This is a genomic window from Micromonospora sp. NPDC047756 (genome assembly GCF_055587245.1).
In genome coordinates this window covers 703,098-719,384 of record NZ_JBVJGQ010000005.1, presented here as the reverse complement: position 1 = coordinate 719,384, position 16,287 = coordinate 703,098, and the positions used below count along the sequence as shown (strand labels likewise).

At 73.3% G+C, this 16,287-nt stretch carries 5 protein-coding genes; 3 read left to right on the top strand and 2 right to left on the bottom strand.

The features are described from left to right. Nucleotides 1–580: 580 nt before the first annotated feature. Entirely contained in the window at nt 581–5,476 is a 4,896-nt protein-coding gene (locus ACZ6NZ_RS19890; protein WP_465859467.1) for an SCO7613 C-terminal domain-containing membrane protein, read from the bottom strand. 150 nt (nt 5,477–5,626) lie between these two features. Next, nucleotides 5,627–7,054 carry a UDP-glucose dehydrogenase family protein gene (locus ACZ6NZ_RS19885; protein ID WP_366610359.1) on the bottom strand — a complete coding sequence of 476 codons (1,428 nt, stop codon included), beginning with the start codon at nt 7,052–7,054 and terminating at the stop codon, nt 5,627–5,629. A gap of 250 nt (nt 7,055–7,304) precedes the next feature. On the opposite strand from ACZ6NZ_RS19885, the gene ACZ6NZ_RS19880 reads away from it, so the two are divergent. From ACZ6NZ_RS19880 to ACZ6NZ_RS19870, 3 genes are all read left to right on the top strand, one after another. After that, a complete protein-coding gene (locus tag ACZ6NZ_RS19880) occupies nt 7,305–8,468 on the top strand; it encodes an acyl-CoA dehydrogenase family protein (protein WP_465859466.1) in 1,164 nt (387 codons plus the stop codon). Nucleotides 8,469–9,710: 1,242 nt separating this feature from the next. Then, entirely contained in the window at nt 9,711–9,992 is a 282-nt protein-coding gene (locus ACZ6NZ_RS19875) for an MbtH family protein (protein WP_465859465.1), read from the top strand. Next, nucleotides 9,992–16,287, top strand: a 6,296-nt coding sequence (locus ACZ6NZ_RS19870) for an amino acid adenylation domain-containing protein (RefSeq protein ID WP_465859464.1), incomplete at its 3' end; no start/stop codon positions are given. The genes ACZ6NZ_RS19875 and ACZ6NZ_RS19870, both read left to right, overlap by 1 nt.

The following is a 16,287-nucleotide window of genomic DNA, read 5'->3' as shown; positions in this document are numbered from 1 at the left end:
GCGAGCCCCGCCGCGCGAGCCCCGCCGCGCGAGCCCCGCCGCGCGAGCCCCGCCGCGCGAGCCCCGCCGCGCGAGCCCCGCCGCGCGAGCCCCGCCGCGCGAGCCCCGCCCCGCGAGCCCCGCCCCGCGAGCCCCGCCCCGCGAGCCCCGCCCCGCGAGCCCCGCCCCGCGATCTTGCACTTTCGGTTGCCGTTCTGCAGCTTTCACGCCTTATGTCGCAACAGAAAGTGCAAGATCGCGCGAGGACAACCGAGCCACCCCGCCCCAGCCCTTCCCCCCGCCCCAGCCCTGCCCCAGCCCCGCCCCAGCCCGCCCAGCCTGCCCCAGCCCGCGAACCCGACCTTGACGGGGTCGATCATGGACTTGTGGTGCCCGGAGCGAGGGCATTCGCGGACTTTGTCCCCCACCACAACTCCATGATCGACCCGAGTGGGGGCGGGGTGGAGTGGGGCGCGAGCGGGGGCGGGCTCGGGTGGGGCGCGAGTGGGGGCGGAGCGACAGCGGGGGCGGAGCGACAGCGGGGGCGGGGGCGGGCTGGGGCGCGTCTGCTCGTTACTCGCCCTGCCGTGACCCTTCGGGTTTATCTCATGCCGCGCAGGGCGGTCTGTAGGCGTTCCTGGGCGCGGCGGCGGCGCTCGTTGCTGGCGCCGAGCACCAGCAGCAGGATGCCCACCGGGATCAGCGCCAACCACGGGCCCAGGCTGAACAGGGCGTGGATGGCCGTGATCGCGGTGACCGACGCGCCGACGATCACCGGGGCCTGCTGCCGACTGGACGAGCCGAAGATCAGCACCGCGACCGCGCCGAGCAGCAGGAGCATCTGCCGCACCGTGCTGGATTCGGTGGCCAGCACGATCGCCAGTGTCGGTACGAAGGCGGCTACCAGCGCAGGGCCGTACGCCACCCAACTGCTCATGTCGGGCCGGTGACGCAGCTCCAGGACTCCGACGAGGAGAGCCAACACGGCGAACGGCAGGGTGTACGCCTCGGGCAACGCCACGTCGGCGACTCGCATCAGGATCCACCACGCGGTGATCTCACAGACCACCACCGCCCAGAACAGGATCCGGCGTTCCACCGGCCGGCGACCGGGTCGGGTCGCCGCCACCCCGAGGACGGCACCCCAGGCGGCCAGCAGGGCGGCGATGTGGCGGGGCGAGTCGAAGGCGAGGGCCAACGCGATCAGCGCGGCAGCGTACCCGGTCCACTCCACGGTGGAGGCCTCTCGCTGCGCCTCGGGGCGGCGCAGCCGGGGCAGGGTCGCGGCGAGCACCTGTAGGACCGCGCCGACGGCGAGCACCCCGAATGCCGACCAGACCGCCGCCAGCCCGGCGACCAGGCCGACGGTGAGCACGAAGAGCTGCGCCATGAGTGAGGCGAAGAGCCAGCCGAGGATGCGTGCCCGCTGGGTGGTGCCGAACAGCGCCGCCACCGCGCCCACCGCGACCGCGCTGCCGAGGGTGAACAGGGTCATCTGCCGGTCGGCCAGGCTGCCGGCGAGACCGGCGCTGCCACCGGCCAGACCGATGGCGAACACCAGCACCCGGGCCAGCCGCAGCGAGCGGGCCCGCTCGACCAGCGCCGGCGGTGGGGTCAGTGCGAGACCGAGCATCGCGATGGTGAAGACGGACAGCGCGGCGACGGTGCTGGCGGGCCAGCCCTGGCCCAGCGCGATGGGTGCGATCAGCAGCGTGACGGCCGCTCCGGGCAGCACCACCGGCACGGCCCGGGAACGCCGTCCGCCGCTGAACCCGGTGGCGGCCAGCGCGGCGGTCGCGGTGAGCAGCAACGCCGTCAGCACGTGGGTCGGGTTGACCACGTCCGGTGGTGGGGTGAGCAGCTCCGGCGGCGGGCCCTGCCAGATCCGGGTCAGTGTGCGGTGCGGCTCGACCAGGGCGGTGACCAGCGCGGGCGCGATCGAGGCGAGGGCCAGGGCGGTCGGCAGCGCCGCCACGGCCAACGCGCCCGCGGCCGGGTTGACCCGCCACCGCCGTCGTTCCGCGTCGTCCGGCAGCCGCCGCAGGGCCCCGTCGAGTCGTACCGCCCAGCGCCGGACCGGCTGGGCCGCGCCGGTGGGCGGCACGGTGGCCGCGCGGATCAGCTCGGCCAGTACGCCGAGCAGGGCGGCGGCCGCCGCGTAGACGCCGGCGGCGAGGCCGGTGGGGATGGCGGCGAGGGCGCTGATGGTGGCCCCGCCGACGACCGCCACGCTGACCCAGGGCAGATATTGCGGCACCAGTCGGCGGACCGCTGCCACGGCGGCCAGGCCGAGGCTGGTCGCGGCCAGCGCGGCGGTCAGCACCACCTCCGCCGAGTGGTCGAACTCGGCGGACAGTGCCGCCACCGCACCCGGGAGGGCCAGCAGGGCGGCACCGATCGCCGCGCCACCGATCTGCGCCAGGTGCGGGGGCATCCCCTCGGTGTCGATGTCGGCGACCTGTGGGCCGGCGAGAACGCGGGCCAGCGTGGCCACCACCACGCCGATCAGCGCGATGCTGCCGAGCGCCAGGGCCGTGGTCCACGGGCGGACCAGTCCGGCTCCGGCGGCGTGCAGCGCGACGACCCCGGCCACCGTGGCCCGGGACAGCCCGGCGCGCGCCTCCTCCGTGGCCACCGCGGCCATGCCGAACACGGTGGCGACCATTCCGCCGACCAGGACCGGTGACCACCAGGCCAGATCGAATGCGGCCGGTGCGCCGATCGTGGCGAGCACCACCGCCGCACCGGACACGTCCCAGCGCCACGGCGGTGGGAGCAGGATGCCGGCGGCGAGGGCCAGCAGGGCCAGCGCGACCGGAGCCTGCCAGGTGGCGCCGCCGACGGGGGCGGCCGGCCAGTCGCTGAGGTCGCCCCTCCAGATCGGGCCGGGGGTGGCCAGCACGCCGAGTCCGCCGCGTACCGCCGTCCAGCCGGCGAGGACGCCGATCAGGACGCCGCCGACGGTGAGGCCGAGGATCGGGCCGCGTCGCCACTCCTCCGGCATGCTGCGGGCGGCCACGGCGACCACCAGGAGCAGGGCGGCGGCCACCGCCAGCTGCCCGCCCGGAGCGAGCACCGCTCCGATCCGTACCAGCGTGGCGATCAGGGCGGTGGTGACCGCAGCGGCGGCCAGGTCCGAGCCGTCGAGGGTGAGGTCGGCGCGACGGCCGGCGTCTATGGAAGGGGCCAGGAAGAGCAGCACCGCCGCGACCAGCAGGAGCGCGCCCACCCAGGCGTCGGCGACGGTCGCGCCGGGCGCCCCGAAGGCGGCGGCGGTGACCATCAGCGCGCCCAGCCCGGTGCCGACCGACAGCGGGACGGGAATGTGGCGCTGGGAGACCTGCACGACCGCCGCGTAGCCCAGGGTCACGCAGACCGCCAGGAAGCTGGCCGCCAGGATCGGGACGGTCACCTCGCGCAGGCTCGCCGGGGTGAGGAGGGGGTCGCTCGGCATGGTCGCGGCCACGAACGCCGCCACCGCCCCGGGCAGCGCGAACGCGGCGCCACCGGCGGCCCAGGCGGTGACCGTCTCGGAGGCGGCCGAGGCGATCCGGATCCGGGGTGCCAGCGTGACCAGCGTGCCGGCCACGAACAGGGTGATCAGGACCGCGGCGGTGAGGGTGGGGCTGGCCAGGCTGGCACCCGCGCCGAACAGGCCGACCACGGCCGCTCCGATGGCGTGCGCCACGGCGGCCCGGTCGGTGCGGGCGGAGAGCCCGATGACCCCGATGCCGATCGCGGTGATCACCATTGGCCAGGGTGCCGTCGCCCAGCCGAGACCGAACGAGGCCGGAACGGCGAGCGCGGTCAGCGCCGCGCCGGCGACCGCGAACTCCCGGCGGATCTCGGTGGGCAGGGCCAGCACCGCCGCGATGGTGAGCAGGAACGCGGCGCCCGCGAGTTGCCAGGTCGTCGGCCCGACCGCGGCGGCCAGCTCGCCCGGGTACCGGCTGAGGTCGGGGTTCCAGGCGGGCAGTGCCGCCCGGACCGGTGCCACCCCGGCGCGTAGCGCGCCGCCGGCGACCACCAGTCCACTGACGGTCAGCGCCACTGCGGAGGCCAGCTGTGGGCCACGTCGGGCCGCCTCCGGGACCGCGCGCACCGCCAGCCCGGTCACCGTGATGACCGCCGCGATCAGCAGCAGCGCCCGGCCGGGGAGCGCCACCGAGGCGATCCGGCTGAGCGAGCCGATCACCGCCAGGGTGACGATGCCGGCCGCGACGTCCGGCAGCGGCGGGCGACGCAGCATCAACGCGCCGGCCAGCCCGATCACGGCGGCCAGCAGCAGCACCACGCCGCTGCCGGTAGCGGTCGGCACGGTCTGTGCCCGCAGCAGGGCGGTGACCGCGTACGCCAGCGAGACGGCGACCGCGAGGGCGTGCAGCAACCAGGTCAGCTCGCGCAGGCCGGGTACCGGCCGGGTCGGCTGCGGGTCGGTCGCGCCGCCACTGACGTCGATCAGCTCGGCGGCCTCCTCCGGGTCGCCCTCCGGCCGGCTCTCAGCGTCCCGCTGACGGGGCGCGGACGGCGTCCCCGGCGTGGGCGGGTCCTGCCGGGGCTGGCGTTCGACGGTCACGCCGGAGCGGGCCAGGCCGAGGTTGACGAGGGCGACCAGGGCCAGCACCAGCGCCCAGCCACCCGGACCGGTGATCCGGTCGTACGCCAGCAACGGCAGCACCGGCTGGGCGGCGAGCACGGTGGCGAAGCGGGGCGCGCGCAGACCGGTCCAACCGGCGTACCCGAATGCGACGGCGGCGGTGACCGCGAAGATCACCCCGGCGAAGACCGTGCCGGAGCCGCCGCCGACGCCGATCCGGTCCACCGCCCAGAGGGCGTTGCCGGCGAGCGGCACCAGCAGCAGGCCGACCGCGGCGATGGTCTCGGCGGTCGAGGTGAGCCCGCGTCGGGCCAGTGCCGGCGGGGCGAGCAGCATCAGCACGGTGGCCAGGAGCAGGATGCCGAGCCGGGCCAGCGCGTCCATCGAGCTGGTGGCCACCGCGGCGAAGACCACGGCGGCCACGCCGAGCAGCAGCGCGCCCAACCCCAGCGGGATGTTCTGCACCTCGCGCGAGGACGCCTCCGGCGGGTGCTCCGGGTCGTCCACGTCCAACCAGGCGGCCCGGGGCGGGGGCGGCGGCGGGTCCTCCGGGGCGGGCGGAGTGCCCTGGCGGGGCACCCGGGGCGGCGCACCCATGGTGGCAGTCGGTGGCCGCCGGCCGGGACGGCGGCGCAGCACCCGGCGTGGCCGGGTGGCCTGCTTGAGCCGCTCCTCGCTGGCGTGGGCGAGGATGTCCCGCTGGAAGAGCGCGGCCTGCATCTTGGCGGCGATCTGCCGCTGCTCGCGGGCGATGGCGGCGTCGCGCGCCTTCATCTCCGCGATCGAACGCTCGATGTCGGCCAGGTGCTCGACCCACTGTGGTTGATCTGCCCCACAGTGCGGGCAGCGAACGGCCGGCTTGATCTCCCGGCCGCACGAGGAGCATTGAAAGGTCGCCACGACACCCCTCCACCCGCACTGTGGACTCCCACTGTCGCAGCATGCCCAAAGCTGGCGCGGATTTCGACTCTTGTCGGCGGGTCCGGGGCAAACAACGACACCGGCCGGCCATCGAGATGCGCGATGGCCGGCCGGTGGTGCGTCGGTTGGTCAGGGGCGACCCATGCCCCGGTACTCCCAGCCCGCCTGGGCCCAGAGCGCCGGGTCGAGGCAGTTGCGGCCGTCGACGACCTTGCGGCCGTTGACCAACTCGCCGAGGGCGACCGGGTCGGCGTTGCGGAAGTCGGCCCACTCGGTGAGGACGCAGACCAGGTCGGCCTCGTTGACCGCGTCGTTGATGCTGCTCTCGTACGTCAACTCGGGGACCGCGCGGCGGGCGTTCTCGGTGCCCTGGGGGTCGTACACGTGCACCTCGGCGCCGGCCTTGTGCAGCAGCGCGGCGACGGCGAGCGCCGGGGCGTCGCGGACGTCGTCGGTGTTGGGTTTGAAGGTGGCGCCGAGTACGGCGATCCGGGTGCCGGAGAAGTCCGGGCCGGCCGGGCCGGAGCGGCGGCCGAGCAGGTCAGCGGCGAGCTGGAGCACCCGCGTACGCCGGCGCAGGTTGATCAGGTCGACCTCGTGGAGGAAGCGCAGCGCCTCGCCGGCGCCCAGCTCCTGGGCGCGGGCCTGGAAGGCCCGGATGTCCTTGGGCAGGCAGGCGCCTCCGAAGCCGAGGCCGGCCTGGAGGAACCGGTTGCCGATGCGCGGGTCGTAGCCGATCGCGCGGGCCAGCTGGGTGACGTCGCCGCCGGAGGCCTCGCAGACCTCGGCCATCGCGTTGATGAAGGAGATCTTGGTGGCCAGGAAGGCGTTCGCGGCGACCTTGACCAGCTCGGCCGTGGAGAAGTCGGTCACCACCAGGGGCACCTCGCGGTCCTCCGTGGCGGCCAGGTCGAACACGCCCTTGTGCGCGGCGTAGAGCATGCCGTTGGCCCACTCGCTCTTGACGCCGACCACGATCCGGTTGGGCCGCAGGACGTCGTCGACGGCGAAGCCCTCCTGGAGGAACTCGGGGCTCCACGCCACCTCGACGTCCAGGTCGTTCGGGGTGTGCTTGCCGACGAGCTGCTCGACCCACTCGGCGGTGCCGACCGGCACGGTCGACTTGCCGACGATCAACGCCTTGCGGGTCAGGTGCTGCGCGAGGCTGGTGACCGACGCCTCGACGTACGACAGGTCGGCGCCCATGCCGTCGGCCCGCTGCGGGGTGCCGACGCAGATGAAGTGCACGTCACCGAACTCGGCGGTCTCGGCGATGTCGGTGCTGAACCGGAGGCGGCCGGCGGCGAGGTTGCGCCGGAGCAGCTCGTCCAGACCGGGCTCGTGGATCGGCACCTGACCGGCGTTCAGCATCGCGATCTTGTCGGCGTCGACGTCGAAACCGAGAACCTCGTAGCCCAGTTCGGCGTAGCAGATGGCGTACGTCGCACCGAGGTAACCAGTCCCTAGGAACGTCACCCTCGGCCGGGGTGCGCCCGAGGGCGGGGTCACCGCGGCGATGGCGGGGGTCGGCTGGATGGTGGGGTAGGGGATCGTCACGCCTGTCTTCTCCGCTCGCGCTGGCGCCGCGTCGTCGCGTCGCATTCTGCTGCGGCGCCTGGGCGGGGCACCGGAGGGTGGCTCACTGTCTCAATCTCCATCATCGCTGAGCGCGTTAGGTGCGCCGTCCTGCCCATACCTACGCGCCGGTAACATCACCTGAACTGCAGTCGCTAGTCTTCAGTCTGCGCGGTCGGCGGTCAGGAGTCGTCACAGACTGCGCATGATAGTGGTGAAGGGGAGGGCCGAGATGGCCGCAGGGGAGTCGTTCGACGTCTACCGGTTGCCCGAGGAGCACGAGGCGATCCGGGAGGCCGTGCGCGATGTCTGCGTCGCGAAGGTGGCTCCGCACGCCGCGGAGGCCGACGAGACGGGGGAGTTCCCCAAGGCGTCCTACGACGCGCTGCGCGCGGCCGACTTCCACGCACCGCACATCCCCGAGGAGTACGGCGGCGCGGGCGCGGACGCGCTGGCCACCGCCATCGTGATCGAGGAGGTGGCCCGCGCCTGCGCGTCCTCCTCGCTGATCCCGGCGGTGAACAAACTCGGCACCATGCCGCTCCTGTTGTCCGGTTCCGCCGACCTCAAGACCCGCTACCTGACGCCGGTCGCGGCCGGTGAGGCGATGTTCTCGTACTGCCTCTCCGAGCCCGAGGCGGGCAGTGACGCGGCGTCCATGACCACCAGGGCGGTACGTGACGGGGATCACTGGGTGCTCAACGGGGTCAAGCGTTGGATCACCAACGCCGGGGTGTCCGAGTTCTACACCGTATTCGCCGTCACCGACCCGTCCGCCCGGTCCCGGGGCATCTCGGCCTTCGTGGTCGAGAAGTCCGATCCCGGGGTGAGCTTCGGCGCGCCGGAGAAGAAGCTCGGCATCAAGGGCTCGCCCACCCGCGAGGTCTACCTCGACAACGTGCGGATCCCGGCCGACCGGATGATCGGCGCGGAGGGCACCGGCTTCGCGACCGCGATGAAGACCCTGGACCACACCCGGGTCACCATCGCCGCGCAGGCCGTCGGCATCGCGCAGGGCGCGCTCGACTACGCGAAGGGGTACGTGGCTGAGCGTCGCCAGTTCGGCAAGGCGGTCGCCGAGTTCCAGGGGATCCAGTTCATGCTGGCCGACATGGGCATGAAGCTCGAGGCGGCCCGGCAGCTCACCTACGCGGCTGCCGGCAGGTCGGAGCGGGGCGACGCGGATCTCACCTACTTCGGGGCGGCGGCCAAGTGCTTCGCCTCCGACGCGGCCATGGAGATCACCACCGACGCGGTGCAGTTGCTGGGTGGCTACGGCTACACGCGGGACTACCCGGTCGAGCGGATGATGCGGGACGCCAAGATCACGCAGATCTACGAGGGCACCAACCAGGTGCAGCGGATCGTGATGGCCCGGCAGCTATTGCAGGACTGACCGAGGTGTTTCCGGACGCCGTTGCACAAGCGTCCGGTGCCGGCGGTCGCTGGTGCCGGGGCACGGCATCCCGGCGCTCGGGTAAAGGCCGAGCAGCGCCGCGCCGGGCCTGATTCGGCGCGCACGCACACTGATCGCCATCGATGGGGCTGTTTCCGCGTCCGCCCGCATTCGGGTGTCGACGGCCGGCTGGGCGCCCGGCGTCGGGGGTGCTCTCGGGTACGCCGGGCGCCTGCCCCTGCGCCACGTACGCGTGGTGGCGCGCCTGTGCGACAAAGGAATCCGGCGCTCGCCGCGTCGTCCCGGCCTGATCCTGTCGGGCAATCGAACACAATCGTCGGGCGGCCGAAGCGTCGGCTTGTCGGCCTGGATGGTCGAGGGCTTGGCGGGCGCTGTGATCCGGCGACAGTGGGCTCTCTGTCGTGCCTCGCGTTGTGCACGTTAACAACCATTACATTGACTGCCGTCCAACCATTCGGATGCTCGACCAATGGATGATCGGTCGTTCTTTCCGCCTGTCGTGTGAAACGCGTCTCCGTGTCGGATCGTGACCACAATTTCCGCGATGAATGCCTCTCCCTGCTTGGGTAGGTGATTCGTCCGACGCGCCTCGTGCAGGGCGGGCGGTGGCGTCGTCGTTGATCGGTCAGCACGCCGCGGAGAGTTGCCGAAGGTACCTCTGTAGTGCACAGACGTCTTGCTGGCAACGAATTTATGACCGATTCCGGTCGTCTCGCCCGTCCGCCCGCAGGCCCGCTGGACAGAGCGCCGGCGGACCCGCCGCAGTGCTCGGTCGACCAACCACCTCTGGAGCATTTGTCATAAATACGTCCCGGTTGGGATGGTGGAGATCAGCGGCAGGCAAGGGTCTTGACACGCTCCGTGTCTGGTGGTTTTCTGTGCCTCGCTTGCGTTTACATTCATGAACGCTGTTGGGTCGCAACTTCGGGGGGGAGCGCGACGTGGGCTCAGCGTGGCTTGCCGCAATCTGCTTGACATCGACTGGTATGCGTCCGAAAAGGGCCCTCGGTCTCGGGTCGGATAGCCGATTAACGTGCAGGTGGCCGGCCATGGCCGTGGTGGAATCCGATAGCGAGACACGCGGCGGTGAAACCCCGCACGTCCTCTGAGCGACGCATAGCAAAAGTCTCCGCAAACGACAGTTGACGACGCCCGATCTGGGGACGCGCGTCCCGACTGCGACGCCGGCAGGTCGACCGCACCGGTCCCTGCCTGGCCGCCGTGCCGGTTCAGCGCTTCCTCGTCGGGTCCTGGGACCAGGCGCAGAGTGAGGAAGACGTGAACATTCTCGACAACCCCGACGGACGCTTCTTCGTGGTGGTGAACGACGAGGGGCAGCACTCGCTGTGGCCCGAGTCGCTCAGCCTGCCGGCCGGGTGGACGGTGGCCCACGGGCCCGCCGACCGCGCGTCCTGCCTGGACCACGTCACGACGGCATGGACGGACATGCGGCCGCGCAGCCTGGTGACGCACCTGGAGAGCGCCGCTCGGGAGGTGGCCTGATGACCACCGACGCGAGCGCCAGCCGTCCCGCGCCACCCGGCGCGGCGCTCGCGCCCGGCCGGTCACGCCTCGACTCGATGTCGCCCTCGAAGCGGGCCCTGTTCGAGAAGCGTCTCGGCGGTCGGCGCCCCCGGCCGGTCGAGGCGCTCGCCCGGGTGCCGCGGGGTGGCGACCTGCCCGTCTCCCCGGCACAGCGTCGGCTGTGGTTCATGGACCAGCTCGTCCCCGGCTCGGCGATGTTCAACGTGCCGACCGCCCTACGCCTGACCGGTGCGCTCCGGCTCGACGTGCTCACCGACGCGGTGCGCGCCCTCGTCGACCGGCACGAGGCGCTGCGAACCGTGTTCGCGGCGAACGAGGGCGACCCGGTGCAGCGCATCCTGCCCGACATCGAGGTGGACCTCACCCCGCGCCCACTGCCCGTCGACGACGCGGCGGTGCTGGCCGCCGTCCGCGACGAGGCGGGTCGTCCGTTCTCGCTCTCCGACGGGCCACTGGCTCGCGCCGCGCTGTTCCGGCAGACGCCCACCGTGCACGTGCTGGTGCTGACCCTGCACCACAGCATCTGCGACGGCTGGTCGGTCAGCCTGCTCATCGATGAGCTGCTGGAGCTGTACCGCGCCGGAGCAGAGGACCGGGCTCCCACGCTCGCGCCCCTCACCGTCCAGTACGCGGACTACGCCGCCTGGGAGAGCCGCCCCGACCGCGCCACCGAGCTGGCCGAGGGTCTCGACTACTGGAAGCGCGCGCTGGCCGGCGCGGTACCCGTGATCGACCTGCCGTTGGACCGTCCCCGCCCGCCCGTGCAGTCCTTCCGGGGCGAGCGGCACCGCTTCGCCCTGCCCGACGGCCTGTGGCCGGCGGTGACCCGCCTGGCCCAGGAGGAGCGGGCCACCCCGTTCATGGTGCTGCTCGCCGGGTTCGCCGCGCTGATGTCGCGGTACGCGGCCCAGGACGAGGTCTCGGTGGTGACCCCGGTGGCGAACCGCCCCCGGGTCGAGCTGGAGACGATGGTCGGCTCCTTCGTCAACTCGATCGTCGTGCGGGTCGACACCTCCGGCGCGCCCACCTTCCGGGCCCTGGTGGGACGGGTCCGCGATCTCGTGCAGCAGGGCATGGCGCACGGCGAGGTGCCCTTCGACACGGTGGTGGAGGCGGTCGACCCGGAGCGCGACCTCGGCCACACGCCCCTCGCGCAGGTGATGTTCGCCCTCGTCGAGGACCAGGCGTTGGAGGCCGAGGCGGCGGGGTTGCGGATCACCGCCGTCGAACACCACCTGCCGATCAGCAAGCACGACCTGACGGTCGAGGTGTGGCCGGACGCTGACGGCCGGCTGCGGGGGGTGGCCGAGTACGCGACCGACATCCTCGACGAGCGCACCGTGGCGCGGATGGCCGCTCACCTGGGGGTTCTGCTGGTCGGCCTGACCGCCACGCCGGACGCCCCGGTCGGGTTGGCCCGCCTCCTGTCCGCCGAGGAGACCCGGGCGGCGGTCGTGGACGGCAACCGCACCGAGGACCCGCTCCTCGGTGACGTGCGCGCGCACGAGCTGTTCGCTCGGCAGGCCGCCCGTACCCCTGACGCGCCCGCGCTCCTGGTCGGCGACCTGACTGTCACGTTCGCGGAGTTGGACCGCCGGGCCGACGCCCTCGCCGCGCGGCTGCGTCGGCACGGGGTGGGCCCGGAGACCCGCGTCGGCCTCTTCCTGGAGCGGGGTGTCGACCTCGTCACCGCCGTGCTGGCCACCCTCCGGGCCGGCGGCGCGTACGTGCCGCTGGACGTGGGTGAGCCCGCCGAGCGGGTGCGGTTCATGCTCACCGACGCCGAGGTGCGGGTGGTCGTGACCAGCGCGGGCCGGGTCGCGGACCTGCCGGACATCGACGTGCCGGTGCTGCTGTCCGACGGCGACGAGGACGCCACCACCGACCTGCCGCCGCTGCCGCGTCCGCACCCGGACAGCGCCTGCTACGTGATCTACACCTCGGGCTCGACGGGGCGACCCAAGGGTGTGGTGGTGACCCACCGCGGCCTGACCAACTACCTGGCGTGGAGCCTGCGGGCGTACCGGGTGGCCGAGGGCGGGGGCGCGCCCCTGGTCTCGCCGTTGCGGTTCGACCTGTCGGTGACGACGCTGTTCTGTCCGCTGCTGGCCGGGCGCCCGGTGATGCTCGTCGCCGACGGCACCGAGTTGGAGACCCTCACCGACCTGCTCGGCAGCGACCTGGACCTCGGGCTGGTCAAGCTCACCCCGGCCCACCTGGAGGCGCTGGACCGGGCCGTTCCGAGCCGGACCATCGCTGCGGACGGCTATCTGATCGTCGGTGGCGAGTCGCTGCACGGCGCCACCGCCGCCGCCTGGCGGCGGCGGGCTCCGGGCCTGCGGATCGTCAACGAGTACGGGCCCACCGAGACCGTCGTCGGCTGCTGCGTGCACGAGGTGCACGACGGCACCGACCTGTCCGGTGTGGTGCCGATCGGTCGTCCGATCGCCAACACGCGGCTCTACGTGCTGGACGGCAACCTGCTGCCGGTGCCGCCCGGCACTGTCGGTGAGCTGTACGTCGCCGGTGCCGGTGTGGCCCGTGGCTACCACGGTCGGCCGGACCTGACCGCCGGGCGCTTCCTGCCCGACCCGTTCGCCCCGACGCCGGGCGAGCGCATGTACCGCACCGGCGACCTCGTCCGGGTGCGACCCGACGGCGAGCTGGACTGCCTGGGCCGGGTCGACACCCAGGTGAAGATCCGGGGGTACCGGGTCGAGTTGGCGGAGATCGAGACCACCCTGACCCGGCTGCCGCAGGTCCGCGAGGCGGTGGTCCTGCTGCGTACCGACCGGCCCGGTGAGGAGCGGCTGGTCGCGTACGTCACAGTGGCCGGGGATTCCGTGGCCGACGACCCACGTGACGCGCTGCGCGCGGAGTTGCCGGACTACATGGTGCCGGAGGTCGTCGTCACGCTCGACGCGCTGCCGTTGGCCGCCAACGGCAAGGTGGACCGGGCCGCCCTGCCCGCGCCCACGGCAGCCGAGCCCGCGCCCACCCTGGTCGCTCCGCAGAGCCGGCTGGAGGAGGCCATCGCCGAGGTCTGGGCCGACGTGCTGGGGCGGCCGGTCGAGTCGATCGGGCGGGACGCGAACTTCCTCGATCTGGGTGGACACTCCCTGCTGGCGGTCCGGGCCATGGCCCGGCTGCGCAAGAAGCTCGACATCGAGCTGCCGCTGGCGGTGTTCCTGGAGTCCACCTCGCTGGCCGACCTGGGGGCCCGGATCGAGGCCCTCGGCGGGCGGGCCCCCCGGCCCGGTCTCGTCTCCGTCGCGAGGACCGGTCCGGTGCCGTTGTCGCACGCGCAGGGACGCCTGTACTTCCTCAACCGGCTCGCCGAGGACAGCGCGTTCTACAACGTGCCCCTCGCGCTGCGCTTCGACGGTGACCTGCGCGCCGACGCGCTGCGGGCGGCCTTCGGCGCGCTGTGGACCCGCCACGAGGGGCTGCGCACCCGGTTCCCCTCTGTGGACGGCGAGCCGGTGCAGGAGTTCCTGCCCGTCGACGCCGTGGCGTACGCCGAGGTGGACGTGCGGGGTGACGCCGACCCGGAGGGCCGACTGGCCGCCCTCTTCGACGCCGAGGGACGCACTCCGTTCGACCTGGCCGCCGGGCCGCTGCTGCGCGGCACCCTGGTGCGGGTACGCCCCGACTCGCACGTGCTGCTGTTGACGCTGCACCACACCGTCTCCGACGGCTGGTCCCTGAACATCGTGCTGGACGACCTGGTGACGCTCTACCGGGAGATCGCCCAGGGGCAGCCGTCGTCGTTGCCGGAGCTGACCCACACCTATGTGGACTACACCTTCTGGCAGCGGTCCTGGTTGACCGGCGCCGAGCTGGACGACCAGCTCGACTGGTGGAAGCGGCAGCTCGACGGCGTACCCACGCTGGACCTGCCGACCGACCGGCCGCGACCGGCGGTGCAGACCTTCCGCGGAGCGCGCCACGACGTCAGCTGGTCGGCGGAGCGGTCCCGGGCGGTGGCCGACCTGGCCCGGCGGGAGAAGGTCTCCCTGTTCATGGCGTTGCTGGCCGGCTTCGACGTGCTCATGGCCCAGCTCAGTGGCCAACGGGACATCACCGTCGGCACGCCTGTCGCCAACCGCACCAGCACGGAGTTGGAGAAGCTCGTCGGGTTCTTCGCCAACACCCTGGCGCTGCGGGTAGACCTCTCCGGCGACCCCACCTTCCGGGAGGTGCTGCGGCGGGTCCGCAGCACGGCGCACGGCGCGTACGCCCACCAGGACGTCCCCTTCGAGATGGTCGTCGACGCGGTCGCGCCCACCCGCAGCCTCAGCCACTCGCCGCTGTTCCAGGTGCGCTTCGCGTTGCAGAACGCCCCGGGCGGCCTGCCCGACCCGGGCCCCGGCCTCACCCTCACGTCGATCGACAACGAGCAGTGCACCGCCCGCTTCGACCTGCTGATCGACCTGTGGGAGACCGAGGGCGGCATCGAGGGGCACGCCGAGTACAGCACCGACCTGTTCGACGCGGGCACCGTCGAGGCGATGATGAGCCGCCTCGGGGTGTTGATGGACCGGTTGGTCGGTGACCCCGACCAGCGCGTCTTCGACGTGGATCCGCTCCTACCGGGCGAGCGGGAGCGTCTCGACGCGCTCGCGCACGGTCCGGCGCTGCCGGTGGGGGCCGTGCATCGCACGCTCACCGCCCGGGTGGCCGAGCAGGCGCGACGCCGACCCGACGCTCCGGCGGTCACCAGCGGCGAGACGACTCTCTCCTACGGCGACCTGCACCGTCGCAGCGGTGACCTGGCCCGGGCGCTCGCCGAACGCGGCGCGGGCCCGGAAACGGCGATCGCCCTGCACCTCGACCGGGGCGTCGACGTCGTCGTGGCGGCGTTGGCGGTCCTGGAGACGGGTTCCGCGTACGTGCCGCTGGACCCCGCGTACCCCGCGCAGCGGTTGGCCGCGATCGTGGCGGACGCCCGGCCGACGATGACGCTGACCACGCGCGACCTGGCGGGTCGTACGCCCCGGGGCGCGGGCGAGGTGGTGACGATCGAGGACCTGCCGGCCCCGGTGGGCCCCCGGCCGACACCGGCGCTGCGACCGGAGCACCCGGCCTACGTGGTCTACACCTCCGGCACCAAGGGGCTTCCCAAGGGTGTGGTGGTGACCCACGGCGGGCTGTCGGCGTACCTGGACGGGCTGCCGGCCGCGCTGGCCCTGCCCGAGGAGCCGGTGTTCCTGCACACCGCGTCGTTCGCGTTCTCGTCGTCGGTGCGGCAGTTCGCCGTTCCGCTGACGCTGGGCGGCCACGTGGTCGTCGCCGGGCGCGCGCACCTTGCCGACCCGTTGGCGCTGCTCACCTTCGTCACCGCGCACGGCGTGCAGGTGCTGGACCTGGTGCCGTCGTACCTGCGGGTCCTGCTGCCGGCGCTCACCTCGCCCGGCGGGTGGCGGCCACGCGTGGTGCTCACCGCCAGCGAGCCGCTGCGCTACGACCTTCCCGAGGCCATCCGCAACGCGCCGGGGACGGCACCCCGGCTGGTCAACATGTACGGCCAGACCGAGACGACGGGCATCGTCGCCGTGTCGGAGGTCCGCATCGACCGGGCGGGCCGCCAGGCGGTGGTGCCGCTCGGTCGGCCGATCCCGGGCGCACGGCTGTACGTCCTCGACGAGAGGCTGCGGCCGGTGCCGACCGGCCTGCCCGGCGAGATCGTCGTCGGGGGAGCGGGCCTGGCCCGCGGCTACCTGGGGGACGCCGCGTCGACCGCCGAGCGGTTCGTGCCCGATCCGCTGGGCGCGCCGGGCGGCCGGCTCTACCGCACCGGCGACCGGGGGCGGCTGCTGCCGGACGGCACCGTGGAGTTCCTGGGTCGGATCGGCGACCAGGTCAAGATCCGGGGTCACCGGGTCGAGCCGGACGAGGTCGCCTCTGCGTTGTCCGCTCTGGACGGCGTGGGCGAGTGCGTGGTGCTCTGCGACGACGACGGTGCGGACGACCGGCGGCTGGTGGCCCATGTGGCGCTGCGGCCGGGTGCCGTCCTCTCCACCGACGATCTACGTGCCGCGCTGCGGGAGCGGCTGCCGGACTACATGGTGCCGACGGTGGCGCTCGTCGACCGCCTGCCCCGGCTGCCCAACGGCAAGGTCGACCGGGCCGCGTTGACGGCGCCCGCCACCACCGCGGCTCCGGCCACCGCCGCCACCGCCAGCGCCGAGACCCGGCGTGGGCCGGTGGAGGGGATCCTGACCGGGATCTGGCGGGAGGTGCTGCGGGTTCC